General features: G+C 59.4%; 22 protein-coding genes. 17 read left to right on the top strand and 5 right to left on the bottom strand.

Going from position 1 to position 17,409, the window contains the following annotated elements:
- Positions 1–12 precede the first annotated feature (12 nt).
- On the top strand, positions 13–399 hold the full coding sequence (locus D6858_RS13055) for a DUF983 domain-containing protein (protein ID WP_120111359.1): 387 nt from the start codon (positions 13–15) through the stop codon (positions 397–399).
- Complete coding sequence (locus tag D6858_RS13050) at positions 396–980, top strand: SURF1 family protein (protein WP_338067313.1); 585 nt, start codon at positions 396–398, stop codon at positions 978–980. Before D6858_RS13055 ends, D6858_RS13050 begins: the two co-directional genes overlap by 4 nt.
- Positions 981–1,056: 76 nt before the next feature.
- Here D6858_RS13050 and D6858_RS13045 read toward each other — a convergent pair whose 3' ends face one another.
- Positions 1,057–1,791, bottom strand: a complete 735-nt coding sequence (locus tag D6858_RS13045) for a hypothetical protein (protein WP_120111356.1) — start codon at positions 1,789–1,791, stop codon at positions 1,057–1,059.
- Positions 1,792–2,739: 948 nt separating this feature from the next.
- On the opposite strand from D6858_RS13045, the gene thrC reads away from it, so the two are divergent.
- The 7 genes from thrC to D6858_RS13010 are packed head-to-tail and all read left to right on the top strand — an operon-like array spanning position 2,740 to position 7,453.
- Positions 2,740–4,140, top strand: a complete 1,401-nt coding sequence (gene thrC / locus D6858_RS13040; RefSeq protein ID WP_120111352.1) for a threonine synthase — start codon at positions 2,740–2,742, stop codon at positions 4,138–4,140.
- Positions 4,140–5,030 carry a class I SAM-dependent methyltransferase gene (locus D6858_RS13035; RefSeq protein WP_120111349.1) on the top strand — a complete coding sequence of 297 codons (891 nt, stop codon included), beginning with the start codon at positions 4,140–4,142 and terminating at the stop codon, positions 5,028–5,030. The genes thrC and D6858_RS13035 overlap by 1 nt, the downstream gene beginning before the upstream one ends.
- 11 nt (positions 5,031–5,041) lie before the next feature.
- Positions 5,042–5,413, top strand: a complete 372-nt coding sequence (locus D6858_RS13030; RefSeq protein WP_120111346.1) for a dihydroneopterin aldolase — start codon at positions 5,042–5,044, stop codon at positions 5,411–5,413.
- Entirely contained in the window at positions 5,413–5,754 is a 342-nt protein-coding gene (locus tag D6858_RS13025; protein WP_120111343.1) for a Rossmann fold domain-containing protein, read from the top strand. The genes D6858_RS13030 and D6858_RS13025 overlap by 1 nt, the downstream gene beginning before the upstream one ends.
- A gap of 5 nt (positions 5,755–5,759) precedes the next feature.
- A complete protein-coding gene (gene moaA / locus D6858_RS13020; protein WP_120111340.1) occupies positions 5,760–6,749 on the top strand; it encodes a GTP 3',8-cyclase MoaA in 990 nt (329 codons plus the stop codon).
- A gap of 4 nt (positions 6,750–6,753) precedes the next feature.
- The gene (locus tag D6858_RS13015; protein WP_120111337.1) at positions 6,754–6,996 is read left to right on the top strand and encodes a MoaD/ThiS family protein; all 243 of its coding nucleotides are present in this window, start codon (positions 6,754–6,756) and stop codon (positions 6,994–6,996) included.
- Positions 6,953–7,453, top strand: coding sequence for a molybdenum cofactor biosynthesis protein MoaE (locus D6858_RS13010; protein WP_120111334.1), 501 nt, complete (start codon positions 6,953–6,955; stop codon positions 7,451–7,453). Before D6858_RS13015 ends, D6858_RS13010 begins: the two co-directional genes overlap by 44 nt.
- Positions 7,454–7,622: 169 nt before the next feature.
- On the opposite strand, the gene D6858_RS13005 is transcribed toward D6858_RS13010, so the two are convergent.
- Together D6858_RS13005 and D6858_RS13000 are read right to left on the bottom strand one after the other, a co-directional pair.
- A complete protein-coding gene (locus D6858_RS13005) occupies positions 7,623–8,312 on the bottom strand; it encodes a Crp/Fnr family transcriptional regulator (RefSeq protein WP_120111331.1) in 690 nt (229 codons plus the stop codon).
- Positions 8,309–8,824 carry a hypothetical protein gene (locus D6858_RS13000; RefSeq protein ID WP_133305296.1) on the bottom strand — a complete coding sequence of 172 codons (516 nt, stop codon included), beginning with the start codon at positions 8,822–8,824 and terminating at the stop codon, positions 8,309–8,311. The genes D6858_RS13005 and D6858_RS13000 overlap by 4 nt, the downstream gene beginning before the upstream one ends.
- Before the next feature lie 182 nt (positions 8,825–9,006).
- Between D6858_RS13000 and rplU the strand changes: the two genes are divergently transcribed.
- From rplU to D6858_RS12985, 3 genes are all read left to right on the top strand, one after another.
- Positions 9,007–9,507 carry a 50S ribosomal protein L21 gene (gene rplU / locus D6858_RS12995; RefSeq protein ID WP_120111326.1) on the top strand — a complete coding sequence of 167 codons (501 nt, stop codon included), beginning with the start codon at positions 9,007–9,009 and terminating at the stop codon, positions 9,505–9,507.
- A 15-nt stretch (positions 9,508–9,522) separates the two neighbouring features.
- Complete coding sequence (rpmA, locus tag D6858_RS12990) at positions 9,523–9,792, top strand: 50S ribosomal protein L27 (protein ID WP_102154295.1); 270 nt, start codon at positions 9,523–9,525, stop codon at positions 9,790–9,792.
- A 195-nt stretch (positions 9,793–9,987) separates the two neighbouring features.
- On the top strand, positions 9,988–10,533 hold the full coding sequence (locus D6858_RS12985; protein ID WP_120111322.1) for a GNAT family N-acetyltransferase: 546 nt from the start codon (positions 9,988–9,990) through the stop codon (positions 10,531–10,533).
- A 60-nt stretch (positions 10,534–10,593) separates the two neighbouring features.
- Here D6858_RS12985 and D6858_RS12980 read toward each other — a convergent pair whose 3' ends face one another.
- A complete protein-coding gene (locus D6858_RS12980; protein ID WP_120111318.1) occupies positions 10,594–11,472 on the bottom strand; it encodes a metal-dependent hydrolase in 879 nt (292 codons plus the stop codon).
- A 210-nt stretch (positions 11,473–11,682) separates the two neighbouring features.
- On the opposite strand from D6858_RS12980, the gene D6858_RS12975 reads away from it, so the two are divergent.
- Complete coding sequence (locus D6858_RS12975) at positions 11,683–12,273, top strand: TetR/AcrR family transcriptional regulator (RefSeq protein WP_120111315.1); 591 nt, start codon at positions 11,683–11,685, stop codon at positions 12,271–12,273.
- A gap of 47 nt (positions 12,274–12,320) precedes the next feature.
- Here D6858_RS12975 and D6858_RS12970 read toward each other — a convergent pair whose 3' ends face one another.
- Complete coding sequence (locus D6858_RS12970; protein WP_338067312.1) at positions 12,321–13,592, bottom strand: S41 family peptidase; 1,272 nt, start codon at positions 13,590–13,592, stop codon at positions 12,321–12,323.
- A 410-nt stretch (positions 13,593–14,002) separates the two neighbouring features.
- Here D6858_RS12970 and D6858_RS12965 point away from each other — a divergent pair, with 410 nt between their 5' ends.
- The 4 genes from D6858_RS12965 to D6858_RS12950 all read left to right on the top strand — a co-directional run.
- On the top strand, positions 14,003–14,602 hold the full coding sequence (locus D6858_RS12965; RefSeq protein WP_120111310.1) for a YbhB/YbcL family Raf kinase inhibitor-like protein: 600 nt from the start codon (positions 14,003–14,005) through the stop codon (positions 14,600–14,602).
- 36 nt (positions 14,603–14,638) lie between these two features.
- Complete coding sequence (locus tag D6858_RS12960; RefSeq protein ID WP_102154290.1) at positions 14,639–14,890, top strand: SWIB/MDM2 domain-containing protein; 252 nt, start codon at positions 14,639–14,641, stop codon at positions 14,888–14,890.
- 412 nt (positions 14,891–15,302) lie between these two features.
- Positions 15,303–16,568 carry a dipeptidase gene (locus D6858_RS12955; protein WP_120111307.1) on the top strand — a complete coding sequence of 422 codons (1,266 nt, stop codon included), beginning with the start codon at positions 15,303–15,305 and terminating at the stop codon, positions 16,566–16,568.
- Positions 16,569–16,637: 69 nt separating this feature from the next.
- Positions 16,638–17,409, top strand: a protein-coding gene (locus D6858_RS12950; RefSeq protein WP_120106682.1) for an IS5 family transposase whose coding sequence is annotated in 2 segments (ribosomal slippage) — positions 16,638–16,956 and positions 16,956–17,409 — 773 coding nt annotated over the 2 segments. Because the reading frame shifts where the segments join, the coding sequence is not laid out codon by codon here. This gene is flagged as partial in the annotation.

The raw sequence follows: 17,409 nt of genomic DNA, 5'->3' as shown, positions 1-17,409 counted from the left end.
TGATCTGCTGACATGACACCGGAACATCCGGATTCACCGAAGGGGCAGCCCGGCATTGGTCAGGCTGCCCTTTCCGGTTTGTGCCCGCAATGCGGTGCGAAAACCCTGTTCGACGGGCTGGTGAAATTCGCCCCGCGTTGCCGCGCCTGCGGGCTCGATTTCGGCAAGTTCAACGTGGGCGATGGCCCGGCGGCGTTTCTGACGCTGGGCATTGGCGCGCTGGTCGCCGGACTGGCGATCTGGCTGCAACTGGCGGCTGAGCCGCCGTTCTGGGTGCAGGCGCTGATCTGGATTCCGATCACCACGGTGCTTGTGCTGGGTGGTTTGCGCGTGTCGAAGGCTGCTTTGCTGGCAAGCGAGTTTCGCAACAAGGCGGGCGAGGGGCAGCAACGCAAGTGAATCAGGTGACCCGGCGTATCCCTATCGTGGCGACTATCGTCGTGCTGGCCGCGGTCGCTACCATGATCGCGCTGGGCGTGTGGCAGTTGCAGCGCAAGGAATGGAAGGAAGACCTGCTCGTCCGCTATGAAGGCGCGGCAATGTCTTCGGCAGAGGTCGCGTGGCCGACTTCGGAACCCGCCATTGAAAACGCGCTCTATCACCGCAGCCGGTTCGATTGCGCGCAAGTGACCGGGCATCAGGAACGTTCGGGTCAGTCGGCGGGCGGCGAACCGGGATGGGCGCATCTGGTGACCTGTCGCAATGCCAGCGGTCGGGTGGCGGAAATCGCGCTGGGCTGGTCCGACCGGCCCGATATCGTGCAATGGAGCGGCGGCGCTGTCACCGGGATGATCGGCCCGACCACTGGCGGGGCCAAGCTGGTGGCCGATCCGCCGCAAGCGGGCCTGCAACCGCTCGCCCGGCCCGACCCGCGCGATATTCCCAACAACCATTTCGCCTATGCGATCCAGTGGTTTCTGTTCGCCGCCACCGCGCTGGTGATCTACGCCCTCGCGCTGCGGAAACGCTGGCGCGGGTAAGGCGCGGCCTATGAGGGAGGCGGTGCCAATCCGCTCCCCCACACTAGCAGGGGCCGCCCCCGATCCCCGCCAGCTATTATTGCGCCGAGAGTGCGTTGAGCGACGATTCCGTCACTGCCAGTGCACTGGCCTGTTTCATGGTAACCAGCCCCGCGGCGAGGTCGAGCGGATTGCGTTTCACGAACAGCGCAACGATCAGATCGCTGCTTGTCCCGCTCAGCGCCTGATAATTTTTGCCGCCGATGCTGAATGCTTGCAGCAAAGCGCTCAACCCGCCTGATTTTTCTGTCAGAACAGAGGTTTGCACTACGCTCACCGTTGCTGCATCGATGAACACCCAGTGGCCGCCATTGGTCGGAACAGGCAGATTGTCCCAATCGGTGCTGGTCGGATCGCCTTTGGCGACGAACTGGGCGCTGTCGGTGATCGTGACCTGTCCTTTCTGATTGGTCGACCACGAGAAATTGAGCACCGGAATTGCGGCATTCAGATCTTTCGATGATGTGAGAATGGTTTCGTAACTCGGCTTGCCCGAACCGAGCGTGACTTTGGTCAGCGCGCTTTCTCCAGTGAAGGAGGCGGGGCGCAGCGTAGTCACTTCGATCTTGCCGTTCTTGTCGACGAACGCCCAGTATCCGACGACCCGCTCCATCTTGTCACGCACCCCGGCGACCGCCGACGCGGGAAGGAATACGCGCTCCTTCATATCGTTCGGGATCGGCGCATCCACCGGCAGCGGCCCGGCGGCAAGAGCATTGCCCGACATCGCCAGTGCGGCAGCCATTGTTGCATTTTTGAGTAATCCAGCCATCGTATATTCCCCCTAATTATTTGGAATTGCGATGATTGTTATTTTTCGGGCGAAGTCAAAGGGAATTCTATGCAGAGGCGACTCTTAGATAGCTAGTGCCCTATTACTGGCTGTTTGTGGTGTGTCCTGATGTGATTCTTTGACAGAGCGCGGGGCAAAGTGGCGCGCGAAGAAAAGCTGGGCCCCGGATCAAGTCCGGGGCGACGCTGTGGGGGGCGAACGTATCCGGCGGGAACGTATGCGGGGAGTGCGCCGTGTATCCAATGGGTGGCCTGTGCGCCCACCCTTCGTCATTGCGAACGGAGTGAAGTAATCCACGGACTGGCTGTTCTGCCCATCGCGGCGGTTGTGGTTGGGGCTGACGACGGTTCATGGATTGCCACGTCGCCTGCGGCTCCTCGCAATGACGAGCGTGGGGAAGGCGCGATAGTGTTGTGGTTAATGACTTTACCCCTCAACCAAGCCCACTTCGTACCTTCGCGCCTTCGTGTGACAACCTTCCACCCGGCGGTTCCGCCTGACGCGGCGGTTGTGGCTGGGGCTGACGGCGGTTCATGGATTGCCACGTCGCCTGCGGGTCCTCGCAATGACGAGGGTGGGGAAGACGCGATAGTATTGTGGTTAATGGCTCTACCCCTCAGCCAAACCCACTTCGTGCCTTCGCGCCTTCGTGTGATAAGCTTCCACCCGGCGGTTCCGCCCATCGCGGCGGTTGTGGCTGGGGCTGACGGCGGTTCATGGATTGCCACGTCGCCTGCGCCTCCTCGCAATGACAAGAGGCGTGTCCTTGTCGAAATAGGACATAGCATTCTGTCCGCTGTCGTCACCCCGGCCCCTGAGCCGGGGTCCAGCTTGCCCAATAAACCCCCAAACAAACCCCACCGCTTTTCCCCGCTAAAGTCGCGTTTGCTTGCCGCTCGCGCTTTCGCGGGATAAGCGCGGCGCACGATGGAATATGTCTCAACCCGTGGGAGCGCGCCTGCGCTCGATTTCGAACACGTCACTCTGGCCGGGCTGGCCAGCGATGGCGGGCTGTATCTGCCGCGCGCGTGGCCACGTTTCTCGGCTGCCGAGATCGCGGCGCTGCGCGGGTTGCCCTATCCGCAACTGGCGGCGAAAGTCATGCAGCCATTCGTGGGGGAAAGCCTGTCGCCCGAACGGCTGCTGGAACTGTGTGAACAGGCTTATGGCCGGTTTGCCCACGCGGCGGTGACGCCTCTGGTCCAGCTGGATGAACAGAACTGGGTGCTCGAACTGTTCCACGGGCCGACGCTGGCGTTCAAGGACGTGGCGCTGCAATTGCTGGGCCTGCTGTTCGAAGAATTCCTCTCGCGCCGCAGCGATCACCTTACGATTGTCGGCGCGACGAGCGGGGACACCGGCAGCGCGGCAATCGATGCGCTGGCGGGTCGCGCGCAGGTCGATGTGTTCATGCTGCACCCCAACGGCCGGGTCAGCGATGTACAGCGCCGCCAGATGACCACTGTGCTGGCGCCCAATGTCCACAATATCGCCATCGACGGTTCGTTCGACGACGCGCAGGCGATGGTGAAGCGCATGTTTGCCGATAGTGAGATGACCGGGCGATTCCGCATCAGCGCGGTCAATTCGATCAACTGGGCGCGGCTGATGGCGCAAGTGGTCTATTACTTTGCCGCCGCGTTGCAACTGGGCGCGCCCGAACGCAAAGTGGCCTTTGCCGTGCCGACGGGCAATTTCGGAGACGTGTTTGCGGGCTATGTCGCGGCGCAGATGGGGTTGCCGATCGAACAACTGATCGTGGCGACCAATGTGAACGACATTCTCCACCGTGCGTTGACCGATGGCGACTATTCGGCGGGCACGGTCACCCCCACTGCCGCGCCGAGCATGGATATTCAGGTCAGTTCGAATTTCGAACGCCTGCTGTTCGATGCCGGCGGGCGCGATGGCGCGGCGCTGGCCGAACAGATGCGCGGTTTCGAAGCGAGCAAGGCGATGCGCCTCACCAATGCCCAGCGCGAAGGTGCCGCGGCGCTGTTCACCAGCGCGCGCGCCGATGCCAAGGATATGGGCGAAGCGATGCGCTGGGCATGGGAAAACTGCGGCGAAGTGCTCGATCCGCATACCGCCATTGGCCTGCATGCGGCACGGGCGGCGGATATCGCGGCCGATGTACCCGTGGTCACGCTGGCTACCGCGCATCCGGCCAAGTTCCGCGATGCGGTGGAACGTGCCACCGGCACCCGCCCGCATCTGCCCGCACGGGTGGGCGATCTGTTCGCCCGCGAAGAACGCTATGACGAGCTGCCCGGCGATTACGAAGCCGTGCGCGCCTATGTCGCCGGACTGGCGACGCCTTCGGCCTGATGGCTCAGCTGATCGAACAACCGCACCTGATGGCGGGTGAAGGCTGGGCCGATTACGGCCTGGTCGATTCGGGCCACGGGCGGAAACTGGAACGGTACGGCCGCTATCGCTTTATCCGGCCCGAACCGCAGGCGATGTGGTCGCCGCGCCTGCCCGACTGGCAGGCCGATGGCGAATTCGTGCCCGGTTCGGATGAAGACGGCGGCGGGCGCTGGCGTTTCAGCGGGCAGGTACCGCGCGAAGGGTGGCCGATGGCGTGGGACGATGTCCGCTTCACCGCCAGTTGCACCCCGTTTCGCCATCTGGGATTCTTCCCCGATATGGCCCCGGTGTGGAGCTGGATGCGCGATCAGCTGGCTGGGCGGGACGATGCGCAGACGCTCAACCTGTTCGGCTATACCGGGGTGGGATCGCTGGCGCTCAGCGCGCATGGTCCGGTGGCGCATGTCGATGCCAGCAAGAAATCGGTCGCGCAGGCCCGCGACAACGCCGCGCTGGCGGGAATGGGCGACCGCCCGATCCGCTGGCTGGTGGACGATGCCGCCAAATTCGCCGCGCGTGAAGTGCGGCGCGAACGGCGCTATGACGGGATTATCCTCGATCCGCCCAAATTCGGTCGCGGGCCGAACGGGGAAACCTGGCGGATAGAGGAAGGGCTGGGGCCGCTGGTGGCCGATTGCCGCCGCCTGTTGGATGGTGACAGCCGTTTCCTGTTCCTCACTGTCTATGCCGTGCGGATGAGCAGCCTTGCGCTGGGCGGATTGCTGGCGGAAACCTTTGCCGGGATGCCCGGCACGATCGAACACGGTGACCTCTCTGTGCGCGAAGAGGGGGAAGGGGGCCGCCTGCTGCCCACCGCGATTTTCGCGCGCTGGTCCAATCCGGGCTAAGGACAAGACATATGGCCGATTCGCTGACGCTGGAAGTTGCCGACCTCGAAGTCGATGTGCTCACCGGAATTTATTCGGAGGAAACGGGCAAGCCGCAACCATTGCGGATCTCTGTCACGGCGGAGCTGAAGCCCGCCGATCACTACGCGCCCGACACCCCGCTCGATGCCAGCAAGAATTACATGGAACTGAAATTCGCGGCCAGCGAAGCTTTGCCCGCCGGGGTTCATTTCAAACTGATCGAAGCGGTGGCCGATCACATTTGCGAAACGCTGTTCGTGGCCGATGAACGGGTCCAGCGCGTCACGGTCAAAATCGTTAAGCTGGCGATTGCCGAAGCGGGCGAAAAAATCGGCATGACATTGAGTCGGGATCGGCGCTGATGGCGCAGGCCGTCCTGCGGATCGGGCCATTGCCGGGCGATGCGCTGGACGCGGCACAGGTATTTTATGCCGATTGGGCGCCAAAAGCGCGTCTGTTGCTTCAGTCGGAGGCATTATCGCTGGCCTTAGTGATAAATTCGGGCGAATTTCAGGGCGAGGGCTGGATTCATTCCGCAGTTCAGGAACTTGCACGGGCATTTAGTGTCAAACGTGTCAATGCATTGATCGGCGGCGACGATGCGGCGATTGCCGCCACGCTGGCCTATCTGGAGCGCGCGCCAGGGGTGACGGGCCAATGTTTTCAGGTCGATAGCCTTTCTGTTGATGAAAGGGCAGGGTAGCGAGAATGCTGGTCGATGGTTTCCAGCGCACGATTTCGTACCTGCGCCTGTCGATAACCGACCGCTGCGACTTACGCTGCGCTTATTGCATGCCCGAAGCCATGCGGTTCCTGCCGCGCCGCGATCTGCTGACTATCGATGAATTATATAAACTCGCTCAAGGGTTTATCGCACGCGGAGTGAACAAGATCCGTATTACCGGCGGTGAACCGCTGGTGCGGCGCGATGCGATCGATCTCATTACCCGCTTGGGGCAGAAATTGGGAAATGGTCTCAATGAGTTAACTGTCACCACCAATGGCACTCAACTGGCCGCGAACGCCGCTGCGCTCGCCCGCGCCGGGGTCCGGCGGATCAATGTCTCTCTCGATACCCTCGACCGCGAAACCTTCGCGACGCTGACCCGGCGGGATCGTTTGCCCGATGTGCTGGCCGGAATTGCGGCGGCCAAAGCGGCGGGGTTGACGATTAAAATCAATGTGGTGGCACTTAAATCTGTCAATGAATCGAATTTGCCGAACCTGATCGAATGGGCCCATGGCGAAGGGCACGATGTCTCGCTGATCGAAGTCATGCCGCTGGGCAAAGTCGATGGTGACCGCGTCGATCACTATCTACCCCTGACCGAAGTGCGTAAGGTTCTGGATATGCACTGGAATCTGTCGCCAAGCAGCTATCGCACCAGCGGCCCCGCGCGGTATTTCGATGTGCGCGAAACCGGTGGGCGGATTGGCTTTATCACCCCGCTGACCGATAACTTCTGTAATGGTTGCAATCGGATACGGGTGACTTCTACGGGGCAGCTTTACCCTTGTCTGGGGGGTGGAGAGCGGGTCGATCTCCGCGCCGCACTCCGCTCACCCGATCCGCAGGCCGCACTCGACAGCGTCCTCGACGAAGCGATGCGGATCAAGCCCGAACGCCACCGGTTCGCCATTACCGAGCGCGGCGCCGCACCCGCACAGGCACGCCATATGTCGGTCACCGGGGGGTAGTGAGGTGGCGGTAAAAGTGTTGTTTCTCGGCCCCTTATCTGACCTTTTTGATACGGCGGAGATGAGCTTGCCGGCACCGCTGAGCTGGGGGCAGTTGCTGGAGGCAGTGCCCCGAACAGTGGCGGAGCAATTGCAGGGCGAGCGTATCCACGTTGCCTGTCAGGGCCATGTATTGCCGGACAAGACGGCGCTGGTTGCCCTTGATGGGCAAGAAATCGCGCTATTACCGCCGGTTAGTGGTGGCTGACGTGGCGATCGATGTTCCGCTGGATATCCGGCTGCTCCACAGCGGTTTCGCGGCAGGAGAAGTTCTCGCGCAATTTCAAAGGGTTTACCGGCAAAGCGGGGCGGTTGTCAGTTTCACAGGTTCGGTGCGCCCCGGCGACGGTGTGAGTGGGCTTGAACTCACGCATTATGAACCACTTACTCTGCCGGGCATGGTCGATTTGGCGAGTGACGCGCTGGCCCGCTGGGCGCTCGATGGGTTGCTGGTTTGGCATCGGGTGGGGGTGATGGAACCGGGCGACCCAATCGTGCTGGTCGCTGCCGCTTCCGCCCATCGCCGTTCCGCCTTCCAAGTAGTTGATTTTATGATGGATCATTTGAAATCGGCTGCATGGTTCTGGAAACGTGAGCGCACCGCGGAAGGCTGGCGGTGGATCGAACCGAGGGCGCAGGACTTGCACGATCGCGAGCGGTGGTAACGGCCTCAGCTTCGATCTTGATGTAAATCAATGATTGGTGCCGTAGGTGCCCTAGGCTCTTAAGCGTAGCACGATTTCACAGAAGATTTTGGAGCAATTCCTTGCTCCATATCAATTATTTCGCGGGCAAAGACTGCGCCCGGTCTGGTGTTGGGATATTTTGCGGCCTTTATCCCTGGGCCAGATCGGCCAGACGCGCGGGATCGGCCAGTTCGATTCCGCGCGTACCTGTGCGCCGGATCACCTCGTCACGCTCAAGCTCGGTCATCCGGCGGCTGATCGTTTCGATGGTAGTGCCAAGCATTGCCGCGATTTCTCCGCGACTTAGCGGCAGTTCGAATCGTTCCGCGGGGTGACATGGCGAATCGCTGGCCGCGCGTGCCATTGCCAGAATGAGGCCCGCGAGCCGGGCACGGACTTCGCGCTTGCCCGTCAATGCCAGTAAGTCGCGGGCGGCAAACAGATCTTCCTGCGATCGGCGGAGCAACGCACGGGCGAGTTCGGGGTAACGCTCCAGCGCGGCTTCCAGATCCTTTCGCCCGAACACGCACAGTTCGCTGTCGGTCAGGGCCGTCACGTCGTGGTGGGTGAAGGGCTGGAACAATTCCCCTGCAAATCCAGCGGGATGGACGAGCGCGAGAATACGTTCTGTCCCTTCGGCATCCAGCGAGCTGACTTTCAGCGCGCCACGTACCAAAGTGGCGCAACTGTCGCTGCTATCCCCCGCAAAAAACAGGCTTTCTCCACGTTCAAGGCGGCGGGTCGTGCCAATCCGCGACAACTCGGCACGATCTGCCTCCGCCAACACTGAACATGCGGCACGATCGCGAACGGAGCAGGTATCACAAGCAAGTGTCATCCGCGCACCTTTGCCCGCAACTGTGAAAGAAGTGTATCCTCTTCACCGATCAAAGAAATAACTGTGTCGCGCGCCTCTGTAACGACCCCGGGCAGCGTATTGGTGGTGACACCTTCCACATGCATTTCATCAAGTGTGGATAGTGCAATGGCGGCCTGACTGCGCTGCGATTCGAGATCGGCCAATGCGACCTGCGCGCTGGCCCAGCTGTCACTTCCGATACCCCCAGCGGCGCTTGCCAAACGTTGAGCACGGGGGGCCGCATCCATGAAGCGGGTGTGCGCGGCCTTAGCGGCATTCAAAAGCCCGTCGATGCGAGTGGAAAGTGCTGCGTCTGCGGGGATTTCTGGCGGAGGCGCCTGATCTGTGCCGTCGCCTTCAGTGGTGGGAGAAAAAGTGCCAGATACCCGCTCTGCATCGCGCATAGCCAGCGATGGATAGCCTTCGCTGGAGGCGCACCCCGCAGTCAATGCGAGGATCGCAAATGGTAGAAAGATAGTCGATCGGTTCACGCCGCCGCCATAGCACGGGCAGCGCGCGATTCCAGCCTTCGCAGGTTTATGCATTCCACACGTTGACTTGGCCGCCCTCTTACCTTAACGGCACCCATCTTTCCGAGAAGCTACCTTCTGGTGGCCGATCGGGCGCGCCGCCCACTTGAGGGCGGTTCACACGAGATTGAGAGACAACCACCATGTTCGCAGTTGTGCGCACGGGCGGCAAGCAATACCGGGTTGCCGCCGGAGACAAAATCGCAGTCGAAAAGCTGGCAGGCGAAGCCGGCGATACCGTTACGCTGGGCGATGTCCTGCTGGCGGGCGAAGGCGACAAGATGGCCGATGCGGCCAAGGTCGTCGTTTCGGCCGAGATTATTGCCCAGGCGAAGAGCGAGAAGGTCGTCGTCTTTAAGAAGCGTCGTCGCCACAATTATCGTCGGAAGGCTGGCCATCGCCAGCAGATGACACTGCTGCGTATCACCGCAGTGGGCGACAGCAAGGCCGATAAGAAGGCTGCTCCCAAGAAGGAAGCCGCTCCGAAGGCTGATGACGCTGCAACGGCCGACAAGGCCGATGCTCCGAAGAAAGCTACGGCAACTAAGAAGCCTGCTGCAAAGGCCGCGGCTGCTGAAAAGCCCGCTGCTGAGAAGAAGGCCCCGGCCAAGAAGCCGGCCGCCAAGAAGACCGAAGACAAGTAAGGAAGGCACGAGACAATGGCACATAAGAAAGCAGGCGGCTCGTCGCGTAACGGTCGCGATTCCGTTGGCCGTCGCCTCGGAGTCAAGAAATTCGGAAGCCAGGAAGTGATTCCAGGCAACATTATCGTGCGTCAGCGCGGGACCAAGTTTTATCCGGGCAGCAATGTCGGGATGGGCAAGGATCACACGCTTTTCGCGCTCGTCGAAGGTCGCGTGCGATTCCATTCGGGCAAGCTTGGCCGTAAATACGTGTCGGTCGATATGCAGGCCCAAGCCGCCGAATAAGCCGGACGGACCGATAAAGGGGCCGTCCACGGGATGGCCCAGCCGGATTTGTATCCGGCTCTCAGAGGGAGATGGGGCCACCCGTCTCCCTCTTGTCGTATCTCCCTCGAATACCTCGCGAAATTTTGTTTCGCGGCAACGTCACTGTCATGCGGCGCGCTTATCGGCGGTCGCGTGGAGCCGAGGAGAGTAACGATGTTCCATCGCAGCGAGCGGCTGTTCCTGCGGCCCGCCTGGCCGGAAGACTGGGAAGCTGTCTTCGAAGGTATTGCCGATCAGGGTATTGTCCAGAATCTCGGTCGAGCGCCATGGCCCTACGCGCCGGAAGATGCGCGCGCATTTGTTTCGCGAAGGCAGGATCCTGACTTTCCATCCTTCTTGGTTGTGATCCCTGATGCGAATGGAGCCCGTCCCATCGGCTGCGTAGGGATCGACAACCAAAACGGAGAGGCAAACCTCGGCTATTGGCTGGGGCGCCGCTGGTGGGGGCAGGGCTATGCGACCGAGGCCGCGCGTGCAGTGTGTGAGATTGCCCATGCGATTGGTCACAGGCGTCTGGTCGCGAGCCATTTCGTTGACAACCCAGCTTCCGGCAGGGTGCTTCGCAAGGTCGGCTTTCGTCCGACCGGCATTGTCCGCCCTCACAGTTCGCTTGGCCGAGGCGGAGCAGCCCTCGCTGTGGAACTGGTTCGGGAGGTTGAATGCGAAGAAGACGGTCCGCCGCAAATGCGAGCGGCGTGACCGTCTGTCTTCGCTATCGTGGGTTCGATCGGCTAAACTACTGCGTGTAATCGTGGCGCGTCAGGCCGGGGCGACCGCGTCGGGGAAATCTCCTTCGACGACATTCGCAATCAGAGCGCGGTCGTCGTGGTTCCAAGGGTGGAAGCCGGGGAGGAAATAGGCGAACCACTGTCCGGCAATCTTACGCAGAAAACCTGGTTTAAACAGCAGGTATGCCCAGATCCTGGCTTTCCACTTCCAACCAGTCAGCCCATCCTGCTCCAGCAAAGCGGCGACATCTTCCACGCGGTTGATGATGAAATTCTTGCTGACGATCAACATCATGATCGATTTCACCCGCCAGCGGCGAAAACGGCTCCAGTCGCGTGTCGCGTGAAGCCAGGTGTCATAGGCGACGCCTTTATGCTCGATCTCTTCGGCTGCGTGCCACCGCCACAGATCGCCCAGATCGCCATCGGCCCCGTGCAGGTGGGCAGGGTTTTTGAGCAGTTCGTGCCCGAGCATGGCCGTAAAGTGTTCCAGTGCCATCGTCGCGGCGAGATTGAGGATGACAGGCCGATCTTTTGTAAGCGCGAGCATCTCCGCAACCCGCTTGTCGATGAAGCTGACATCGTATCCGCTCGCTTCCGCCAGTTTGTTGAATACGATATGTTCGCGGGTGTGGTTGATTTCCTGCTTAACGAACGCGCGGATTTCAGCCTCCAGCTTGGCGCTGGCCCCGTCGCGATGCGCTTTCACCGATTCGATGAAGAACGCTTCGCCGCGCGGGAAAGTGGCAGAAAGCGCATTGAACCAGGCCGTTGCGATTGGGTCATTGTTCAACCACCAGCGATGCGGCTCTGCCGAACGGGCAAAGCGACGATCACGGACGACGATTTCCAAGTCTGCAGGGGTGGGGGTTTTTGTGCGTTGGTCATCAAAGTAAACGGGCGCATTCATGAGACTAGCTCCGTTTGCTAACACGGGTGTTAATAGTGCTATTTACATCTGTGTCAATAAGAGGATAGGGTGTTTCCGCTGGTGGCCCCGGTAAGCTGGGCCGGTATCCGGCGGTTGTCGCGGCAGCGCACTTGTCCATCGTTGCGGTTCACTTTACGCAAGGTTCCAATATGTTTCCCTCTATATACCACACATCGCCGGGGCCTCGTTGTGGCCACCCGTAAACGCTGGAGCCCCGAAGAATCGCGCACCGCTGCGTTGGAAGCAGCGAGACGGTTACTGATCGAAACAGGTCCACAGGCTGTGACGCTAAAGGCGGTGGCCGGAATGATCGGCCGAACCCATGCAAATCTCCTGCACCATTTTGGATCGGCATCGGGCCTTCAGAAGGCGCTGGCGCAACATCTGGCGCAGACTGTGTGCGAAACCATCGGAGACGCGGTTAAGGCAAGCCGTGCCGGCCTTGGTTCCCCGCGCGATGTTGTCGATTTGACGTTCGATGCATTCGACAAAGAGGGGGCCGGTGCTCTGGCGAGTTGGATGCTTGTTACTGGGAACGAAGACGCCCTTGATCCAATAGTTGAAACAATTCACAAGCTTATTGATGAAATTGCGTCGCTTGCGGCACCTACGCCTGACGATATTCGTGCACTGCACGAAGATACGCTTACCTTGGTGTTGCTCGCTTTAGGCGATGCACTGATGGGCCATGCGCTTGCTCGGTCGCTAGGCTTGCCGGAACATTCAGCACGCGATCGCGCGGAACAGATGTTGAGCAGTTCTCTCGCGGAACGTTCCTGAATCAACCAGCGGTGCAGAATGATCGGCACCGCTGGCCGTGGTGGTGGCTAGAAAAGTCCGGGAGTTTCGTGTTGTGCGGCGTTGGGGTTCGCTGGCCTGATCAGTGTTCTGCGCGGTGTTGCATCCTGAGTGCGCGTTCCGCTGGCCGACGATGTAATCGGTGTGCAGCTCTGCCCGGAAAGGAAATTAAGTGCTGCGCGGGTCGCAGCTTCGGATGGGTCCCCCAGTTGGCGGGAGATGTCGTCTCCGGCGGCGCATGTGTTGGGAACCACTGTTGCCAGCCCGGTGAAATATTGGCCCTGATGGTTGGCGTTTTCGGTCTTGAAGGCCATCACGCGCAAGCGATCGTCGCAAGCTGAGCGATCGAGACCGATCTGACCCACCGGCTTTCCGTATGTGTTTGTCCCGACCAGAGCCATATTATTTCCCATATATGGGATGAATGCATTGGTCAGGAGTTCGCTGGCCGAAGCTGTTCCGTACATTCCGATGAACGCGATTTTTGTAGGGGCAATCGCTTGGGGGTGCGCGGAAAAGTTCGTGGTTGTGTTTCGCGCGCTCTTGGAATCGCGGAAGGTGGTGTAACTGAAAACCTTGCCGACATTGGCCTTGCCCAGCAGATCACCGAACAGAGCGGAAATATCGACCAGACCCCCACCGTTATAGCGTAGATCGACGATAATTTTGTCGATTCCCTGACTGCGGAATGTGTCCATCGCAGTGCGAAGATCGGAATCGGCGCTATCGATAAAGGTCCGCAAATTGATATAGCCGACTTTGGTGCCGTTATCGTCGATCACTTTGGCGCCATACCGATCCGATACCGGGTCGATATTGTAATTCGTTTTGGTGACGGTGACGTTTGAAACCTGACCGTTGGTGTGGACCTGCAAGACCCGACTGACTCCGGGATCATCGGGGCCAAGCGCGTCCGAAAGCGCCTGTGTGCCGCCGCTGGCGACCAGTGAAGACACGGATTGCAGGCTGCTGGCGGCAGGGCCGATTGCCAGAATTTCGGTGCCGCGATCGATCCCAACGCCCAAGGCGGGGCCACTTTCAAAGGATTCCACTACAAACAGGCGACTGCTGGAACTGTCAAATGCCAACCGAATGCCAAGGCCGGCGGTTGAACCGGAGTTGTAGTATGCGTTTTCTTCAGCGATCGAGGTGATGTAAGTGAAATAGCGATCCTTGGATTGCGCGCGAGCGGGTGCCACCAGGGCATCGATATAATCCTGAACATTGGTATAAGCCGAAGGGGCAACGTTATTATTCAGGAGATTTGGGAATAAGTACCATTCGTCGAGTTGTGATTTCACCCAAGACTGACGCTCGCTTAATGAGCATCCACTTGTATTTGATCCACTGGATCCGCCACCAGAACTTCCGCTAGAAATTGTTCCGCCACTAGTATTCGAGCTGTCTCCACCACAGGCGGAAAGCGCAACTGACAACATCAAAGTGAGCGAATTGCGGGCGATACCCATCTTTTTCTCCCCTTATCCCGATTCTTCATCCTGAAAACTCGGGCTTACAAGTTAGATTGCGCGGTTAACGGTTATTGATCAAGTGAAGAAGGTGCTGGTGCTTTCGGATCTTCAAAAAGCCTGTCGCGCGACGAGCCGCCCCATACACCTGTCGAAAACTGCGGATTTTGGCCTTGCGCCCTCGCAGTCGTGCGTGAAAGCGCCTAACTGTGTTCTTCGTTACGAATGGGAGATGGATTGTAATGGCAGATGCGGTACCCGGCTGGCTCGTACCGTCCTTTGGCGCGCCTAAGGCGGCGCACGCGCAACTGGCCGTTGCGCGGTTTGCGGATGCGAGTACGTTCGGGCGTGGTGGTTTCAAGTTGTCGAGCCCCGCGTTCCGCGATGGGGATGAACTCGACCCCTGCTTTACCGCGGACGAGGAAGATGCGGTCGCGCCGCCTCTTGAATGGACAGCGCCGCCGCCGGGTGCCCACGAACTGGTTTTGGTGGTTGAAGACCCCGATGCAGGAAGTGGGCAGCCGCTGGTCCATTGGCTTGTCTGGGGCTTGCCGGCGCAGAAAGGGCAATTGTTAGAAGGCGAAGTTCCGCCTCGAGTTGGCAAAAACAGCGTCGGCAATTCCGAATGGCTTTTGCCGCAGCCACCGCAAGAGGATGACGCACACGACTATGTTTTCCAGCTTTTTGCGCTTGATCTGCCTTTGACCCTGATGCCAGGGGCTGGAAAAGACGAGGTTTTTGCTGCGATTGAGGGGCATGTCGTCGCCGCAGCGATATATTCAGGCACTTATGCCCGGTCAGACGAAAGTGAAGACTGGACCGACGAAGATGATTTCGACTAGCGATAATATCACGACCAAGCATGAAAGGACCAACTGATGGCTGGTAAGAACAATGCACTGCAGAAGCCGGTGAACCTCACTCCGGACCTCGAAGCTGTTGTCGGCAAGGGGCCGATGACTCGCGCTCAGGTGACTTCGAAGGTGTGGGAATACATCAAGAAGCATGACCTGCAGGACAGCAAGGACAAGCGTCAGATCAATCCCGACGCGACTCTCGGCAAAGTCACCGGCTCTGCCCAGATTTCTATGTTCAAGATGACTGGTGCTGTTTCCAAGCACATGAGTTGATTGCGCGTAGCGCAAGAGTGCTTTCTCCTTTGTGTGGCGGGCGAACGGCCAGACCGGACGTTGCGCCCGCCCACAAAGCAAGTCGGATATAGATCGATCCGATCGCGACCATAGCGCCGATTGGTGCCTATCGGATTGTTCAGGCTGATATTTTTGCCGCATATCTGCTGGCTTTTCAGGCATCTGAATTACCCGCCTGATCCGCTGCCTGCCGTTTCAAATTGACAGTAATGTGTGCCCCTTCGGGCAGACATTTGGGTCATAGTGATTGCTCAGGCATCACTATGATCTATCGCTAAACGGCATCAAAATGTCAGAGCAACTCTGAGAGAATGGTTTCTTGCTGGCAAGTCCGGTCGGCAACAGATAGAGCTTTCCTCTGAACGCATTCTGCAACAGGGGATCACTTGTGATGCGACACTTCGGTTTGGGCTTGGCGACACTTTTGGTTACCACGGCAATTGCCGCTCCGGTTGCTGCTCAAACTCCTGAACAAATCGCACGGCAAGCCCTCGCTGAAGCACCGGTGTGGGATGGCCATAACGATGTGCCCTGGCAACTGCGGACCCGGATGCACAACGAGATCCACGATTTCGACTTTAACGACAGCACAAAAGCGCCTTCTGCCGAAGGGGAAGATGGTGCAATGCATACAGACCTTCCGCGCCTGGCAAAAGGAAAGGTCGGGGCGCAGTTCTGGTCGGTTTATGTGAGTGCCAATCTGCCGGATGCCCAACCGGTGCAGGCGACGATCGAACAGATCGATGCGATCAAGCGTCTGGTGGCGCGCTATCCTGATCAGTTGCAGATGGCATATTCTACTGGCGACGTGATGGCCGCACGAAAGGCAGGCAAAATTGCATCGCTGATTGGGATGGAGGGTGGATACTCCATCAACGGCAGCCTCGGCGTATTGCGACAGATGTACGCGCTTGGTGCCCGATATATGACCCTAACCCATTCGAAGACAATTCAATGGGCTGACAGTGCAACAGACGATCCGCAACATGACGGGCTGACAGATTTTGGGCGCGACGTGGTGCGCGAGATGAACCGGATCGGTATGATCGTTGACCTGAGCCACGTCAGCGAAGCGACCATGCTGGATGCCCTCGATGTCAGCAAAGCTCCGGTAATGTTCAGCCATTCCGGTGCGCGAGCGGTGAATGGCCATGCGCGCAACGTTCCCGATTCGGTTCTTGCCCGCCTTAAGCAGAATGGTGGGATCGTCATGACTGTTGGCTACCCCGTTTTCCTAAGTGAGAAGCTTCGCCAGTGGGGTGCGGACAAGTCTGCGGAGGAGGCGCGGCTGAAGTCGCTCTGGCTGGGGCAACCTCAACAGGTCGAGGCAGGGATGCAGGTGTGGCGGGACGCACATCCTCAGCCAGTTGCCAGCGCAAGCGATTGGGCGGACCACGTCGATCACGTTCGCAAAATCGCGGGAATTGATCATATCGGTGTGGGCGGCGATTATGACGGGATAGATAGCGGTCCGGCAGGCATGGAAGATGTCGCCGGATATCCGGTGTTATTTACCGAACTGGCTCGGCGCGGATACAGCAAGGCAGATCTCGAAAAGATAGCCAGTGGGAATATCACGCGGGTGTTTAAGGCTGTGGAAGCATATTCATCGGCGCACCGAAACGATCCGCCGATCGAAAACCCGACCCAGTTCTAGGTGGTAAACTCATAAACTGGCTTGCGAGATGTAGATTGGATTGATTCAAGGCATTTGAAGGATCCTTGGATGAGCCGTCGCAGATTTGAGCTTACGGATTTCGAGTGGTCGGTGATCGAGCCGTTGTTGCCGAACAAGGTGCGCGGTGTTCCGCGTGTTGATGATCGTCGGGTGATCAATGGGATATTGTGGCGGTTTCGCACAGGCAGCCCCTGGGCGGATATCCCGGAGCGCTATGGGCCATACACGACGTGCTACAACCGTTTCGTGCGTTGGCGCAAAGCTGGCGTATGGGACCGGCTTCTGTCCTCCGTCAGCGCCGCTTTCGATGGCGAACTGGTCATGATCGACAGTTCCTCGATCCGGGTCCACCAGCATGGTGCGACCCTAAAAAGGGGGACCCCAATCGCTGCATGGGACGTTCCCGGGGCGGCCTGACTACCAAGATCCATGCGCTGGTTGATGGCCGGGGTTTACCGGTCGGCCTGCATCTGTCGGAAGGACAAGCCAGCGATTGCCGCGAGGCTGTAGCGCTGCTTGATGTCGTACCACCCGGCAGCACTTTCCTGGCTGACAAGGCCTATGACAGCGATGCTATCCGCGCACGGATCGAAAGCAACGGCGGCTTCGCCAACATCCCGGCAAAGCGTAATCGACGAAAGGGCTTCGCCTTCAGCGCCTTCCTCTACCGCTATCGCAACCTGATCGAGCGCTTCTTCGGAAAACTCAAACACGCCAGAGGATTGGCGACACGCTACGACAAACGCGCCGATAACTTCCTCGCCGCCATCAAGCTCTTCTCAGCACGGTTATGGATCGCAGCTAATGAGTCTACGGCCTA

The sequence above is a fragment of the Tsuneonella suprasediminis genome, from assembly GCF_003605755.1.
Taxonomy (GTDB): Bacteria; Pseudomonadota; Alphaproteobacteria; order Sphingomonadales; family Sphingomonadaceae; genus Tsuneonella; species Tsuneonella suprasediminis.
Note: the sequence above shows the minus strand (reverse complement) of the source record. Positions and strands in the feature narration are given on the sequence as shown.